We start from the raw sequence: 16148 nt of genomic DNA on the forward strand, positions 1-16148 counted from the left end.
GAGACCATGTACATCCTGGAACAGTAAGGTTTATATGTTTATTCTTAGGTGCGAAAGTTAAGTAAATAATATTGACGAAATAAATTTTTATAATTATAATCAATTTTGGAAACCGTTTACATAAAATAATATGGTTGAATTAAAAAGGAGGAGAGGATGCTATGTCAAAAACAGTTAAGCTTACAGATTGGATCTTTGAAATATTCAGCCTGCAAATATTATGGATTATCCATATATTCAAAGGTTTTATTGTTCTGGGAATCTTCCCCTCCATAGCAGCGGTTTTTGCAGTGGTCAGACACTGGCTGTTGAAAAGAGAAGTGGAGTCACTTTCTTATATTTTTAAGCAATATTATAAAGAAAACTTTAAAACAGCGAATATATTGGGCTGGTTTTTTTCAAGCATTACATTTATTGTCATTATGAATTTTATTTATACCGCTTACTATCCGGAACAAATCCAGATAATAATGTATGCTGCTGTTATATTCATGGCAATTATTTTGCTGATTGTCTGGGCTTATCTATTTCCAGCTATAGTTCACTATAAATTATCAATCTATGAATTATTTTTAGTCGTTTTAAAAGCCGGTTTTTCGTCTCTGAAAGGCATCATCTTTCAGCTGGTATCTGCTGTAATTATCTTTGTTATTATTTTCAAATTACCAGGCTTAGTACTGATTTTCGGGATTATCCCTGTTGCTTTTACGCAGACAGCAATTAGCATTAAAGTATTCCATGAGCTTAATTAGGCAATGGAAGTGGAACTGGACGCCTTCGTGACTTATTGGGTTCTAAATAAAGAATGCCCTATAAATCCGTAAAGAACGACATAATTGGAGAAAAAACTTGTCATAATTCATCTCCGGATATATAAGAAGCGATGTTTGTTTTGGAAACCGGTTTCTGTATAATTTGAAACAAGTATAAAAAAGTAGTTGTATTTTTACTGATTAGAGAATATAATCATCATATGAAACCGCTTTCTATATATAATTTAGAAACCGGTTTCCGTAATATTTATATTTTATATTCACAAAGTATATGAAACACGCAAAAGGGGGGCTATATTTTATATTTACTATGCAGATGCAAGGGCTGGTCATGAAGATAATAAATAATAAATGTGGAGGTAGAAAAATGAAACGAGTGCTCTCTTTATTAATCATTTTAGGTCTAGTATCTATACTTACTGCTTGTAATAGCAATAACGATGCATCGGGTTCAGATGGCAAGGACTCGGATGGAACGGTTACATTAAATTTTTGGACATTTGGAGCAACAGGCTATGATGAATTATTAAAAGAATATGAAAAAGAAAATCCCAATGTGAAAATTAAGTTTAAAACCTCAGAGAATGCAGATCATCATGATGCTCTATTTACAGCTATATCAGCTGGAACTGGGGCTCCAGATATCGCTATGGTAGAAGTTGATCAGTTAGACCGTTTTAAACAGGCTCAGGATCGCTTTGTTAACTTATTTGATCAGGGTGCGGAAGAAGTGCAGGATCAGTATCAGGATTGGTCCTGGAATACAGGACAAAATATAGATGGAGATTTTATGTTTGGATTGCCAACTGATATAGGGCCAAAAGCTTTATATTATCGTACAGATGTATTTGAAGATGCAGGATTGCCAACTGACCCTGAGGAAGTGGCAAATTTGATTGATTCTCCAGAAGCTTTGAAGGAAGCAGCTATACAGGTAAAAGAAGAAACGGATAAGCCGTTTCTGGATAGTATGGAAATGGCCTATCGGGCTTATCTGGATGCAGCACCAGAAACACATCTGAATCCAGAAGGGGAGTTAATTGTTAATCAAGAAGGAAGCCCCGTTAAACAGGCATATGATTATGCAGTAGAGTTAAATGAAGCAGGACTTGTAGGGAATTTTGAAATGTGGACTCCTGAATGGGCAAATGCAGTGAATAATGGGGATTTTGCTGCTGAGTTAGGACCAGGCTGGTTAAAAGGCTGGATGGAAGGAAATGCGCCTGATGCTTCAGGATTATTCCGGGTTGCAACGTTGCCAACAGAGTTTTCTGCAAACTGGGGCGGATCATTTCTTGCAATTCCGGCAGAAACAGAACATGCAGAGGAAGCTTATGATTTTATAGAGTGGCTAACGTCTCCTGAAAATCAATTAGAATCCTTCAAGAGCCATGGGCTGTTCCCTTCAGCGCCGGCAGTATATGAAATGGATGATTTTAAAACGAATGAAGATGAATTTTTCGGCGGCCAAGTAACCTCAGTGGTATTTGGTGAAGCAGCGAATGATATTACAGATGCTGTTTATAAAGGGGAGAAATATGTTTCTGTGAACAATGAAATTTTAACAGCTTTAACCAATGTACAGGAAGGTGCTGATCCAGAGGAAGAATGGGATGCAGCAGTACAGCGCGCTGAGGACTTAGTCAGTCGTTAAAAAAGACGCTCAAAAAGAACATTTAACATGGATATGGCGGCATCTCGCCGTATCCATGTGCTTACTAGAAACGGGGTGAACGCATGGTCTCCTTAAAAAAGAAACAAAAAACGAAGAAAAGGTATCTGTCGGAAGAGAAAAAAGATATGATTTCGGGGTATCTATATGTGTCACCGTTTTTTATTATTTTCTTTTGTGTGGGTTTGTTTCCAATCCTGTTTAGTCTATATTTAGCCTTTCAGCAATGGAATGGGCTTTCGCCTATGGAATTTGTAGGGCTGGATAACTTTAAAATTGTTTTGACAGACTCTCTTTTTTGGAAATCTGTCTATAATACAATCATTATGGGCTTATTGGGAACTGCCCCGCAGTTAATTGTGGGGATTATTTTAGCATTTTTATTAAATCAGGTATTTTTGCGGTTTAAACAATTTTACAGGGTAACTATTTTCATGCCCTATATTACATCTATGGTGGCAGTTGCACTGGTATTTAGTGTTTTATTCAGTAATCAGGATTCATCCATGGCGAATTATATATTAGGGTTGTTTGGGCTTGATCCTATAAATTGGGCTACTTCAGAATGGGGTACTAAAATTGCAATTTCTTTAATGGTTTTCTGGAGATGGATCGGATACAATACGATTATTTATCTGGCAGGATTACAAAGTATTCCCCGTGATTTATATGAAGCTGCAACGATAGACGGGGCAAGTAAATTTCAACAATTAAGATATATTACCATGCCGCTTCTAAAACCTTTTATTCTATTAACTGTTTTTTTCTCTACTGTTGGAGCTTTACAGCTGTTTTCCGAGCCAACTGTATTTCTTGGACAGAGTGCTTTTACTAGAAGCGAAGCAATGACCATTGTTATGTACTTATATCGTGATGCTTTCAGACTCCAGTCATTTGGAACAGCATCTGCAACAGCAGTTATCTTAGTAATCTTTATTGCAGTTCTGGCGGCAATTAATTTATATCTGACTTCAGGTATAGGGAGAAAAAAGAAAAGAGGTGCCGGTAAATGAAAGAAGTAGGTTCCAAGAAATTCTCATTCAGCAAGATCTTAATGTATGGCTTCCTGACGTTGGCATCTCTTTTATCTCTTTTCCCGTTCTACTGGATGTTTGTAATGGCGACACGTCCAAGTGCAGCTTATAATTCTATCCCTCCTACGCTTACGCCTGGAAATATGCTGGTTGAGAATTTCCAGAAGGTATTACAGCAAATTGATTTTTTTGGAGCAATGTGGAATTCACTGATACTTTGTGTAGTTGTTACGATAGTGGTGTTGCTGATTAGCTCTTTAGCCGGTTTCGCGTTTGCAAAATTTAAATTCCCCGGTAAGAATATCCTTTTCATTGCGATTCTGTTGACAATGATTATCCCGCCTCAGCTGGGATTGATTCCTCAGTATTTCTTAATCGCAAAAGCAGGGTTGCTGGATACTTTACAAGGGGTTATGATTTTGTCCTTTCTTAATCCATTAGGGATATTTTTAATGAGACAGTATATCAGCGGATCGATTTCAGATGAATTGATTGAAGCAGCAAAATTAGATGGCGCCTCTAATTTTAAGATTTACTGGAAAATAGTGCTCCCAATCATTCTTCCGGCTTTTGCAACATTAGGAATTATTGTATTTACCTCCGTATGGGGAGAATTCCTATGGCAGTTTACAGTTCTGCGTGATCCGGAGATGTACACGATACAGGTTGCATTAGCCTCACTCAATAACACATTTAAAGTCGATTATGGTATGTTAATGTCAGGTGTATTTTGGGCGACGATTCCATTGGTTATCATCTTCCTCTTATTTAACAAATTATTTATAGCGAGTATCACAGAGGGAGCTGTAAAATCTTAAAATAACCAGGGATAAACTTTATGAATATTGAGGAGATTCCATGAAACTTACAATCAGAAATATAGCTGAGATAGCTGGTGTTTCGCCATCAACAGTCTCAAAAGTAATGAATAATTATAGCGGCGTCAGCGAAGAAACCAAAAAAAGGGTAATGGATGCAATTAAAGAGAATAAATATCAGCCTACTTATACGGCAAGAACACTTTCAACGAAAAAGTCTAAGCTGATTGCTTTAATCTATGCAGGTAAAATTAATGTCGATTTTAACCATCCATTTTTCAGTGAAGTGGTTAGTGCTTTTAAGAAGACTATTGGAATGATGGGTTATGATATTATCATGTTTTCCGACGAAAGTTTTGGACATGATAATGGGAGCTATTTGGCCAGGTGCAGGTATTATCATGTTGAGGGCTGCGTGATTATTGCCGGGGATGAAATTGAAGAAAGTACGCAGGAATTAGTCCAAAGCGGGATACCCTGTGTCGGGATTGATATTGAATTAAGCGGACCTGGTGTCAGCTATGTTATGACGGATAATATTCAGCTTTCCACCAATGTTGTTCATCAATTGTATCTGGATGGTGTAAGGGATGTTGGATATATTGGAGGGTTACGTGAATCGGCAGTAGCCAGAGATAGAAAAATAGGCTTTGAAAATGCAATGGAGCAGTTGGGCATGGAAATAAAACGTGATTGGATGCAGTATGGAGATTATTATGAGGAAAGCGGTTATTTGGCTATGAGAAAGATTTTGGATAAAAAACCGTACCCTAAAGCTGTTTTCGCTATATCTGATTTGATGGCATTTGGTGCTTTGAGAGCAATCGAAGAAAAGGGTCTGCAGGTACCACGGGATATTAGAATAATCGGCTGTGATGATATAAATGCCTGCCGCTACAGCAGTCCGAAATTATCCACTGTCAAACAGTATAAAGGAAGGCTTGGAAAGCTGGCCGCAAATATTTTACATGATCTGATATCAAATGAAAAACAGATAGCGCCTATTTTAATTGATTCTGAGTTAATTATAAGGGAATCTTAAACGCTATCAGAAACGCATATAACGTATGATTGCTTGAATAAGGCGGTGTTCTAATGTATCAATTAACAGATAACAATGAATTTATTATAGAGGATTTTCAAAGCCTATCTCCTTTTTCTAGCTTTTTGCCAGGTATTGCGGGGAAAGACGGAATACCGCTCTGGGCATTTTATGTTAATCGGGGGCAGGCAATGGCTGGATTTGGTATACGGGATAAGGATGCTGCTATGACAGAATTTTTCCCGGCAGATAAAGCTTATCAAATGGTTCCGCTTCAAGGATTCCGAACCTTCATTAAATTGCGGAAGAAAGAAGAACAGATTGTTTTTGAACCGTTTTCCTTTACTAGTGATAATAAAACTGTGCGTGAACAGTTAAAAATAAATGAAAATCATTTAATACTTAAATATTATAATGAAAAGTACGGATTGATCTTAACGGTTGAATATTTCACCCTTCCTAAAGCTCCATTAGCGGGTCTTGTCAGAGAAGTGTCTTTAGAGAATAATGATGAAGAAGAGAAAGATATTGAAATCATAGACGGTCTGGCAACGATTTTACCCGGGGGGTTACCGAATGCTTCCTATAAAGAGATAGGTAATACGTTGAAAAGCTGGTTTGATGTGGAAACAATCGATAACCAGTTTAATTTTTATCATTTACGTGGGAGTATAGCAGATAATGCGAACGTTTCACAAATATATGATGGGAATTTCTATAGCAGTTTAGCTGTTTTAAATGGGAAAGAAAACATAGTGAAACCTCTCTATGACCGTGAGCTGGTTTTTGGAAAGAATCTTACGCTGCAAGCTCCTGATGCATTTCATTCGGAATCTATATCATCACTTATAGAGAAGGAACAAATTCCTGTAAATAAAGTATCGGGAGGATTTACAGCCTTAGCTGACAAGCTTGCACCGGGGGAGAAGCTTCGTATTGTGTCTCTGATTGGATATGGAGAAAATCGCAGTAAGATAAAAAAATTTATACGTGAAAATTTTCGATATGAGAAAATAACGGAATATAAAAAGACAGCAAAAACAATAACCGATGAACTTACCAGTGTCGTCGAAACGAAAACGGGGGAACCATTATTTGATGCTTATGTAAAGCAAAGTCATTTGGACAATGGCCTGCGCGGCGGTTTTCCGATGATTTTTCAGAGTGCAAAAAAGGATCATCCATTTTATCTTTATTCCCGGAAGCACGGAGATTTAGAACGTGATTATAATTTTTTCTCCATCAGTCCGACTTTTTATTCGCAAGGTAATGGGAATTATCGTGATATTAATCAGAACCGCCGCCTTGATGTGATATTTAATCCGAAATTAAGAGATTATAATCTGAGGCATTTTGTTAACCTGCTTCAGCTTGACGGGTATAATCCACTTTCTATTAAAGAAGTGCGGTATAAGCTGAAGAGTAGAAAAATAAGTTTCTGTAAATATGGCCTGTCGGAGGTGCAGGATAACAAAATATACGAGCTGTTAAGTAATTCATTTGCGCCAGGTGATGTTTTGAAGTTTGTACAAGATAATTCTGTTCACCTAATTATCTCTTTTGAAAATTTTTTAACGGAAATTCTTGCAATTAGTGAAGAAGCATTAGAAGCAGAGCATGGAGAGGGATTTTGGATAGATCATTGGACATATAACTTAGATCTTCTAGATAGTTACTTAGCAATGTATCCAGATAGAGTACAAAGCGTATTTTTTGATACATCCTATCGTTTTTATGACAGTCCGGCATATGTACATCCAAGAACAAAAAAATATATACAAAATGAAGGAAGACTTCGTCAATACGATGCTGTTCAAGTTGATGAGAGAAAACAAAGGAAGCAGGAAGAAAATAGTGAACAATGGGTTCGAGGTAATTTTGGAGAAGGGGAAATTTATGAAACCAACTTATTCTCGAAGCTGTTTTTACTTGCCGCCATCAAAACCTCTACGATTGCACCGTTTGGGTTGGGCATCGAGATGGAAGCCGGAAAGCCAGGATGGAATGATGCCTTAAATGGTTTACCCGGCATGCTTGGTGCGAGTACGTCGGAGCTGTTTGAATTAAAAAGGCTCCTGCAGCAATTACAGAATATTTCTGTTACATCAGAAGAAAAAATCATTCTTCCGGAAGAGGCACAGGAATTTATATATGGTTTGGCAACGCAAATTCGTCAATCCAATCAAAAAAGTAAGGAAGATCAATTGTCATATTGGAATGATGTAAGTCTATTAAGAGAATCCTACCGATCTTTAATAAAAAAGGGTATTCACGGAGATAATCTGGAATTGTCATTGGCAGCTGCGATGAAGCTGTTAGAAATCTATTATCAGCGGGTAGAAGATGCATTGAAAAGCGTGGAAAAGTATAAACAACAAAATCTTATACCAACATACTTTTATTTTGAAGCGGAAGAAGATGATGAAAATCCAGGGGTAATAAGTGAATGTAAGCCGCATGCAGTGACTCCATTTTTAGAGGGGGTCGTTAAAAAGCTGAAATTAAGTGATTCCATAGCTGAAGCGGAAAGAATTTACAACGCTGTACGTCAATCTGATATTTTTGATGCGAAGCTCGGAATGTATAAAACGAGTATGTCTATTAATGAGGAACCGGTTGAACTTGGAAGAATTAAGTTTTTTACACCGGGCTGGTTAGAAAATGAATCCGTATTTATGCATATGGAATATAAATATCTGTTAGAACTGTTAAGCAAGGGATTATTTAAGGCATTTTATAATGATATCCGATCTGCTCTGGTACCATTTATGGACCCTGTAAAGTACGGCAGAAGCATTTTAGAGAATTCATCCTTTATAGCGAGCAGCGTAAATCCTGATACCTCTATCCAGGGCAAGGGGTTTGCTGCCCGGTTAAGCGGTTCGACAGTGGAGCTTCTAAATATGTGGGTTTTAATGTTTATAGGTAAACAACCCTTTACGTATGACTGGGAAAATGATTTACTACATTTTCGTTTGCAGCCTGTATTGCCAGGCTGGCTCTTTAAAGAGGATGGCACTCTTTCATTCACACTTTTCAGCTGTATAGAAGTAATCTATCGTAATGAAACTCGTCAGGATAGCTTTGGAGAAGCTGGTGTTGTGCCCGTTCGTTATGTCATTGTTTATAAGGATGGCAGAGAATATATCGTGTCCGGATCCGAAATTACAGGTTCGTTAGCACATGATATTCGAAATCAATTCGTTTTAAAAATAATGGTGGAGCTTAAACGAAAATATAAATAATATTTCATTCATAATTTTAACATTCCTCTTTCTTAAGCAATCAATAAATGCTTTAAATTTTTAAAGCGGATTCAGTCAAATTGACAAAGTAAATACTAACTTTTCTAGGAAGGAAGAGATATTCATGAATAAGTATATTGCTTTTGATATAGGGGGCACAAAAGTCAAACACGCTGTTTTACTTGAAGATGGGACTTTTATAGAAAAGGGAGCGTACTCTACAAGGAAGTCCAATCTGGATCAATTTTTAACGGATATCATGCTGACTGTGCAAGCTTATCAGAATCGTTTTGATATAGCAGGGGTCGCCATCAGTATGCCGGGATTTGTAAATATAAAAACGGGCTATACAGAAGATGCCGGTGCTATCACTATTTTGAACGGCAAAAATTTGAAGACACTATTAGAAGCGAGACTTCCCTATATTATAGAGATGGAGAATGACAGCAATTGTGTAGCGTTGGCTGAAAAATTTAACGGCAATGCAGTAAACTGTCAGGATTTCATTTGTATCACAATTGGAACAGGAGTGGGCGGCGGTATATTTTTAAATAACAGGATATTTCATGGTCATCAGTTCAAAGCTGGAGAAATCGGCTATATGCTCACACCGGGAAGTCAGCCTGGAAGTGAAACATGGAGCGACAATGGGGCTACTTCCAGTTTAATTAAAAGCTATAAAAAGCAAAAAGGATTAGGTGAAAATAAAGTCATAGAAGGGATAGACATATTTCAGGAAGCAGAAAGTGATACGGAAACGAATCAGCTTGTTGAAGAATGGATGGAACGAATCAGCTTCGGTATTTTTAACATTGCAGGGACACTGAATCCGGAAAAAATTTTAATTGGTGGAGGCGTAAGCGCCCGTGAAGGATTTGCCCAAAGAATAAAGAATCATTTGGAACGGCAGAAGGAATGGGAATTTATAAAAGTTCCAATTGAGACATGTAAGCATAAAAACGATGCAGGTATGCTAGGTGCATTGAAGCATTTCCTCACTCAGAGAGATATGGTGAAGTGAAAAATTTTGAAGAAGCATAAACGCGGGAAACTAGAGTTTGAGACTTTTTGATATTAAGCTGTTGTGGAAGGAGATATGTGGCATGTTATATGAGAATCTAAAGGCCTTCCCCAAGGATTTTCTATGGGGAGCTGCTTCGGCAGCATATCAAGTAGAAGGTGCATGGGATGAGGATGGAAAGGGTATTTCAAACTGGGATAAATTTGTTCGTATACCAGGGAAAACGTATAAAGGAACAAATGGTGATCTAGCTGTGGATCATTACCATCGTTATAAAGAGGATGTTCAGCTGATGGCTGAAATGGGAATGAAAACATATCGTTTTTCTGTATCCTGGGCTCGTATTTTTCCAAATGGAAAAGGAGAAATAAATCAAAAAGGACTTGATTTTTATAATGATTTAATCAATGAGTTAATAAAGCATCGCATCGAGCCGATTTTGACTATTTATCATTGGGATTTACCGCAGGCATTGCAGGATGAGTATGGCGGTTGGGAATCAAGACAAATCATAAAAGATTTTACAAACTATTGTATTACATTATATCAGGCATTTGGAGACCGGGTAAGATATTGGGTTTCATTAAATGAACAAAATGTTTTTACAAGATTAGGTTATCAGACTGCCATGCATCCTCCTGGAGTCAAAGATGATAAGTTATTTTATCAAGTGAATCATCATGCCAGTCTGGCGAATGCCGCTGCAATTAAAGCATTTCGCAGCTATGTACCAAAGGGGAAAATTGGTCCGAGCTTTGCTTATTCACCAGCGTATGCTGCAACAGCAAAGCCTGAGGACGTTCTTGCTGCTGAAAATGCCGAGGAGCTTACAAGTCACTGGTGGATGGATGTATATACCTGGGGCACATATCCTCAAGCAGCATGGAATTATTTAGAACGTAAAGGGATAGCTCCAAAAGTGGAGGAAAGGGACTTTGAGCTGTTAAAAGAAGGCAAGCCTGATTTTATGGGAGTCAATTATTATCAGACAACAACCTTTGAAAAAAATTCTTTAGATGGTATTACATCGGAAGGACATTTTAATACTTCCGGAGAAAAAGGGACGTCAGAGGATACTGGTATTCCGGGTTTGTACAAAACGGTTATGAATGAGCATCTAAACAGAACGAACTGGGATTGGAATATTGACCCCGAGGGTTTACGTATCGGTTTGAGAAGAATTACAAATCGCTATAAACTTCCCGTGCTAATAAGTGAAAATGGTCTTGGGGAATACGATGAAGTAGATGAAGACGGCTCCATAAATGATGATTTTCGTATAGAGTACATTGAATCGCATGTGAAATCTATACAGAAGGCTATAACAGACGGGGTAGAAGTAATGGGCTATTGTGTATGGTCATTTACGGATCTTTTAAGCTGGTTGAATGGATACAAGAAACGTTATGGTTTTGTTTATGTTAACCAGCATGAAGAAGGGGAATATGATCTCCGGCGAATGAAGAAAAAAAGCTTTTATTGGTATAAAGCTGTTATAGAGAGTAACGGAGAAAATCTTAGATAATAAATATTTTAATTATAAAAGGCAGCACACATAAGCGCTGCCTTTTATAATTTATAGGAGTAAAAAACAAATGCTTAATATATATGCTTGTATACGTTTTACAGGTCATATTCTTATATATACCGGTAAAGTTATGGTTTATACACAAGTTCATTCATCGAATGTGGATAACTCTCCTGAAACAGCATCTAGACCATAAAAATCACTAGTGACCTTTCCGCATAGATGGTACATATTCGTTTGCTGATCGCGAACATATACAGGTTCTAAATCAATGTGCTCGTATAAGCGTTCGGCGGCAGTCTCTTTGTTTACTCTTACTGCTTCAGCTTTTTCAAAGAAGTCAAAAGCATCCAGTAAGGGTGTCGGATCCATATAATTATCAACCTTTAATGTAACTGGATTAATCCACAGCATTAAGGATGGATAAAGGACCCTTGGCGTTTCTTCTGCGGGGTCTAATCTTGCCAATAGATAGCCCTGCTCACGTTTTACAGAGGTTAAGCGCCATTGACCGCTGTCGTCTGGAAACTCCATCCGGAGCAAATTCGTTATCTCTATTACCATTTGATCGATAGCATCATTGGGAATGGGTTTGTCGTTATCCTGACTCTCTCGATTTTGAAAAACTTCGTCCTCTGTAAATATATTTTTTAAATCTATATCTTTTTTTTCAAACTTCTCTGTGGAAGGCTCTATCCAAGTTAAGATAATATCAAGCGGCTTGTAAGAAAGGTTATTTTCTATTTCACTAAAATAAATAATAGAGCCGGGAGCTTGATTCGGGATAAGAAAACTGGATATAACATAATAAGGCTTCCAGGCAGCAGTAGCTTCATCCGGGACCTCAATAACTTTGCAGTGCTGCTTCACTAAAGGCTTAACTGTCTCATCAATTAAATTAAAAGGCTCCCAATGAATTTGTGATTCATCTGCAAACAAACCGCGTACAAAAAAGCTGGATAACCTTCCTTCTTTATTAAAGTGAATATCTAAGGAGCCGCCGGGGAAAAGCTTTATATTATCCACAGCTGCGTGAAATTCAATATTTTCTTTTGTTTCTTTCATAAGCTTGAATTGTCTGCCATATTCTAATTGTGTCTGTTCTTCAATCCATTCAATAATATCTTCTATGTTATCCACTTGTGGAAATAGTTCCTCGGGCAATAAATTTTTTTCATCCACAAAAACAATTTCTGTTACCTGTTTTGTATCGATATCCACAGATATTTCCACAGTTCCTGCAGGATTTGAATCCTCCTCCTCTTTACTGAGTCCATTTGGAAGCCAGCTCATACTTAAAACAATTTGGTTATCATTATATTTCAGTAAATCATAGCTTTCTAAGTAAAAATCATTCATTTGAAATTGTTCACGAGTTTTTTCAATTATTTCTTCGATAGCAGAATGCATATCTATACCTCACTTTTGACTAATAGAATGATTAAAGTATAACATGCTATATAGCGTTTCTAAAGGAATCTACCAGCTTAATCATATATGTTTAAGCTTCGTAACGAAAAACGGCCTCGAAGCATTATCGAAGCCGTTTTATCACAACTGAGAAATATAGTATTAATTATTTAAGTGGTTAATCAGTCCGTTGGTAATTGCGCGGGCTACACTAGATTGATAGTCCGACGTCTGTACAACAGTTAAATCATTTGGATTTGTAATAAATCCAAGTTCAATCAGTACAGAAGGAGCATTTGTTTCCCGAAGCACTTTATATCCGGCCTGCTGTGTGCCTCTTGAAGGCAGAGAAACAGTAGAAGCTAATGTGCTGTCAAGCGATCTTGCCAATGCAGCATCCGAATCTGAGTTGTAATAAGTAGTTACACCGCTCACTGGAACAGCAGAAAAAGTATCATAATGTAAGCTGACGAAAGCATCAGTATTAGAGCTGTTACTGATTTGTACTCTTTCATCCAACGAAACAAAATAATCGCCGCTTCTAGTCACAGTGACATTTGCTCCGGCTTCTTCCAGCTGCTGGATAACATAATCAGCTGTTGAACTTACAATATCTTTTTCATAGACATTATTTAATCCGATAGCTCCCGGATCCTTGCCGCCGTGACCAGGGTCTATTACAATGTTATATCCAGATAGTGAACCGGAACTGCTGGATTGTGTCTGAGCTGCTTTCACGGTTGGAGCAGAATCGGTACTGGTGTCTGCTTCTTCCGTACTGCCATTTCCATCAGTTGTCAGCCAAGCTGCAATCCATCCTGTCCCTCCTTGAGATAAAGAAATTTCAATCCAATCCCCTGAAGTCGAGATAACGTCATATGATTCTCCCTTATATGCATAGGAGATGATTCCGTCTGATGTACTTGGACCAGAACGGACATAGATACTTTCTGCAGAAACAGTAACTGTCCCGGATGCGCTTGGAGAAGCTTCTTCAGATGACGCTTCCTCCTGATTGGAATTACCGGTTGGAATAAGATGATGTTTGGCAATCCACACTGGTTCACCGCCATAATAGGTTTGCACCCAACCATGTTGTTCATCAAAAACGTTAATTTGATCTCCTTTGGAAAGCTGTCCGACAACGGAAGCATTATTAGAAGGCTCACTCCGAATATTTAAGACAGGAGAGCTGACCTCATAACTATTACTATCTGCCAAGCTTAAAGCCGGCAAAGAAAAACTAATAATAAATAAAATTGCTGTTAATAATAGATAAAGCTTTTTCGTTTTCTTTTCCATTAAATCCTCCTCTGGATGATTAAGATTAAGTTCATGGTTGGATATTAATAGAATAGCCTAAATACAGAGGAGTTTAAACATGAAAAGCAAAAAATAATTCAATAAGACTAGCATTTATATGTTCTTTTAGGATTAAATAGTTACTTTTAGAAAATAAATACAATTCTTAACAGGGTATCCATACCCCATTCCTGATTTCTGAAATTGCTTTGAATTTTGAAGCTATTAGCAGAAATTCCTGTTGGTAAATTAATTATCTGCAAAAGGAATTAGTGTGGAGGCAGCTTTAAAAGCTCTTGTATCATTTAATATATCACCAGGTTTACTGGCTTTTCCAATAATGTAGCCGGCAAAATGCATTTTATAGAAGTCACATATATATTGAAATTGCTGGATAAGCGGCAGCCCTTTAATAAATGGATTATCACCGCCGACGATAATCACATATACATTTTTTTGTGATAACTTCTCTTTGAAATCAGAGTAATCAGAATCTCTTAAGATTTGTGACCAGCGATCAATAAACAGCTTCATAAGCACTGACATGCTGTACCAGTAAATAGGTGTCGCAAAAACGACCGTATCATGCTCTAACAGCTGATCAATAAGCTTAGTATGATGGTCGTTCACAGGTGTGAATCCGCTTATGTCATGCCTTTGGTCGATAATTGGATGGATTGTGTAATCGCGTAAATAGACATGTGTACCCTGATTCTTAGGTACTGCCTCATAAGTAAGAAGTTCTGTATTGCTGTTCTTGCGTGTAGATCCATGGAAAACGATAATGCTCATAAACATCCTCCTTTTATATTGAAAGAAACGCATTTAGAGGAAATAAAGATAGCAGCTTACACTAATCAATATTAGTCTGTCTAAACCCTGTTCTTAATTAAAAAGCAATATGATACAGGATATGTATGCTTCCGTCAGTGTATGCATGAACATGAAAAACAGAGACTGGAGCTTTCACTGCTCCAGTCTCTGTTTTTATAGAATTGCCATTCAATTATGCTCATTCAGCTAAAGAACAGCCTGTATAAGCACTTTCAACTTTTTACTACATACGAATCCATTTCCAAATTTCTTTTGGAGTTGCGTTCTTGCCATATAAAAGAATTCCGACTTTGAAAATCTTTCCTGCCAGTTTCATAAAAACATAAATGCTTAAAACAATGACTGCAACAGAAATGATAACCTCTATCCATGGCCAGCTGTCTAACAAGGTCAGCCGGATGAGTAATGTTAAAGGTGCAGTAAACGGAATATAGGTGCTCACAGTAGCGACAATCCCATCTGGATTACTGATAACTGGCCCGATAACAACAAATTGTAAGAATGGCAGCATCATGACAAGGCCCTGCAGGTTACCTGCGCTGGAAACATCAGACATGGTTGCGCCAACACCAACAAAAATAGATGCAAACATCAGATAACTTAAGAGAGCAATCAACACAAAGAAAATAGTTCTCGGTACAAACAAATTCTCTAAAATTGGAATATCTGTCTGCCAAATAGCAAACGGAAGTAAAATACCAATAAAGACTGCCACCTGAATAAGACCTAACATAAAGTATCCAATAATTTTCCCTTGCATCAGCTCTGAAGGGGTTAAAGAAGATAAAATAATTTCTGCAATCTTATCTTTTTTCTCCTGAGATGCACTCTGAAAAATAGCCATTCCTGTAAATGTAATAGAAAGCATAATAATACCAGCAAAAACACCGGGTATCATTGTTTCCCAGGGATTATCTAAATCAAACAGGGAATTTTCTTCAATACTGGAAGGGGATCCTCCCTCTCCTTGGTTTGTACCTTCTACAAAGGAGATAGGCTCCATCAGCTGATTTATCTCCTGTTGGCTGAGACCGGATGCTTCTGCCTTGATTACCTGTAAAGGAACTGTTAATGCCTGTAATTGCCCAGGAAATAATGGATCAGCTTCTTCACTGGTGTATGTAGCAATCCGATTTTCCTCCAAGGAATGTTCATTAATAAATAAATAAGCTGTATAAGGTTCATCAACCTCTGTTATTTCAGATTGGGGTGTATCTGTAGTCTGCAAGTCCCATCCAAAATCCTGCTCTTTATTTATTGATTCTATTTCATCAAAAAATCCAATATCTTCATTAATATATACGGTCATATTTTCAGCAGTGTCCGTATCATCAGAATCTGAGAATAAAGAACCTAAAAAGAAAAATAAGATAAATATAGCTGGTGTAATAAATAATCCAATCACAAATGTTTTATTTTTTAGATTTCTTTTTAGCTCCCATTTTGCTACTTTTAAGGAATTTTGCATT

General features: G+C 37.4%; 12 protein-coding genes. 8 read left to right on the plus strand and 4 right to left on the minus strand.

The genetic code is table 11. The features are described 5' to 3' along the window. The first annotated feature begins 161 nt into the window (after positions 1-161). The 8 genes from OSO01_RS22515 to OSO01_RS22550 all read left to right on the plus strand — a co-directional run bounded on the left by OSO01_RS22515 (position 162) and on the right by OSO01_RS22550 (position 11130). Positions 162-752 carry a YesL family protein gene (locus tag OSO01_RS22515; protein WP_147212706.1) on the plus strand — a complete coding sequence of 197 codons (591 nt, stop codon included), beginning with the start codon at positions 162-164 and terminating at the stop codon, positions 750-752. Positions 753-1140: 388 nt separating this feature from the next. Next, on the plus strand, positions 1141-2427 hold the full coding sequence (locus tag OSO01_RS22520; protein ID WP_147212707.1) for an ABC transporter substrate-binding protein: 1287 nt from the start codon (positions 1141-1143) through the stop codon (positions 2425-2427). 83 nt (positions 2428-2510) lie between these two features. Beyond that, positions 2511-3458, plus strand: a complete 948-nt coding sequence (locus OSO01_RS22525; protein WP_077602377.1) for a carbohydrate ABC transporter permease — start codon at positions 2511-2513, stop codon at positions 3456-3458. Next, the gene (locus OSO01_RS22530; RefSeq protein ID WP_077602376.1) at positions 3455-4297 is read left to right on the plus strand and encodes a carbohydrate ABC transporter permease; all 843 of its coding nucleotides are present in this window, start codon (positions 3455-3457) and stop codon (positions 4295-4297) included. The genes OSO01_RS22525 and OSO01_RS22530 overlap by 4 nt, the downstream gene beginning before the upstream one ends. 40 nt (positions 4298-4337) lie before the next feature. Further along, on the plus strand, positions 4338-5339 hold the full coding sequence (locus tag OSO01_RS22535) for a LacI family DNA-binding transcriptional regulator (RefSeq protein ID WP_147212708.1): 1002 nt from the start codon (positions 4338-4340) through the stop codon (positions 5337-5339). Positions 5340-5392: 53 nt separating this feature from the next. Then, positions 5393-8584, plus strand: a complete 3192-nt coding sequence (locus tag OSO01_RS22540; RefSeq protein ID WP_147212709.1) for a hypothetical protein — start codon at positions 5393-5395, stop codon at positions 8582-8584. 124 nt (positions 8585-8708) lie between these two features. Beyond that, positions 8709-9605 (plus strand): ROK family protein, encoded by an 897-nt coding sequence (locus OSO01_RS22545; RefSeq protein ID WP_147212710.1) that lies wholly within the window; start codon positions 8709-8711, stop codon positions 9603-9605. An 82-nt stretch (positions 9606-9687) separates the two neighbouring features. Next, positions 9688-11130, plus strand: a complete 1443-nt coding sequence (locus tag OSO01_RS22550) for a glycoside hydrolase family 1 protein (RefSeq protein ID WP_147212711.1) — start codon at positions 9688-9690, stop codon at positions 11128-11130. A 150-nt stretch (positions 11131-11280) separates the two neighbouring features. On the opposite strand, the gene OSO01_RS22555 is transcribed toward OSO01_RS22550, so the two are convergent. From OSO01_RS22555 to OSO01_RS22570, 4 genes are all read right to left on the minus strand, one after another. Next, a complete protein-coding gene (locus tag OSO01_RS22555) occupies positions 11281-12543 on the minus strand; it encodes a hypothetical protein (protein ID WP_147212712.1) in 1263 nt (420 codons plus the stop codon). Between the two features lie 162 nt (positions 12544-12705). Then, entirely contained in the window at positions 12706-13845 is a 1140-nt protein-coding gene (locus tag OSO01_RS22560) for an N-acetylmuramoyl-L-alanine amidase family protein (protein WP_147212713.1), read from the minus strand. A gap of 249 nt (positions 13846-14094) precedes the next feature. Further along, positions 14095-14637, minus strand: coding sequence for a flavodoxin family protein (locus OSO01_RS22565; protein WP_147212714.1), 543 nt, complete (start codon positions 14635-14637; stop codon positions 14095-14097). Positions 14638-14902: 265 nt separating this feature from the next. Beyond that, on the minus strand, positions 14903-16147 hold the full coding sequence (locus tag OSO01_RS22570; RefSeq protein ID WP_147212715.1) for an ABC transporter permease: 1245 nt from the start codon (positions 16145-16147) through the stop codon (positions 14903-14905). Position 16148 lies beyond the last annotated feature (1 nt).

Origin of the sequence: Oceanobacillus sojae, from assembly GCF_007991515.1 — a bacterium.
In the GTDB taxonomy this organism is placed as follows: domain Bacteria; phylum Bacillota; class Bacilli; order Bacillales; family Amphibacillaceae; genus Oceanobacillus; species Oceanobacillus sojae.

Bases quoted from the DNA above. Each gene is read 5' to 3' on its own strand.
- OSO01_RS22565 (WP_147212714.1), bottom strand. From the start codon at position 14,637: ATGAGCATTATCGTTTTCCATGGATCTACACGCAAGAACAGCAATACA.
- OSO01_RS22550 (WP_147212711.1), top strand. From the start codon at position 9,688: ATGTTATATGAGAATCTAAAGGCCTTCCCCAAGGATTTTCTATGGGGA.
- OSO01_RS22520 (WP_147212707.1), top strand. From the start codon at position 1,141: ATGAAACGAGTGCTCTCTTTATTAATCATTTTAGGTCTAGTATCTATA.
- OSO01_RS22540 (WP_147212709.1), top strand. From the start codon at position 5,393: ATGTATCAATTAACAGATAACAATGAATTTATTATAGAGGATTTTCAA.
- OSO01_RS22525 (WP_077602377.1), top strand. From the start codon at position 2,511: ATGGTCTCCTTAAAAAAGAAACAAAAAACGAAGAAAAGGTATCTGTCG.
- OSO01_RS22560 (WP_147212713.1), bottom strand. From the start codon at position 13,845: ATGGAAAAGAAAACGAAAAAGCTTTATCTATTATTAACAGCAATTTTA.
- OSO01_RS22570 (WP_147212715.1), bottom strand. From the start codon at position 16,147: ATGCAAAATTCCTTAAAAGTAGCAAAATGGGAGCTAAAAAGAAATCTA.
- OSO01_RS22555 (WP_147212712.1), bottom strand. From the start codon at position 12,543: ATGCATTCTGCTATCGAAGAAATAATTGAAAAAACTCGTGAACAATTT.
- OSO01_RS22545 (WP_147212710.1), top strand. From the start codon at position 8,709: ATGAATAAGTATATTGCTTTTGATATAGGGGGCACAAAAGTCAAACAC.
- OSO01_RS22530 (WP_077602376.1), top strand. From the start codon at position 3,455: ATGAAAGAAGTAGGTTCCAAGAAATTCTCATTCAGCAAGATCTTAATG.
- OSO01_RS22515 (WP_147212706.1), top strand. From the start codon at position 162: ATGTCAAAAACAGTTAAGCTTACAGATTGGATCTTTGAAATATTCAGC.
- OSO01_RS22535 (WP_147212708.1), top strand. From the start codon at position 4,338: ATGAAACTTACAATCAGAAATATAGCTGAGATAGCTGGTGTTTCGCCA.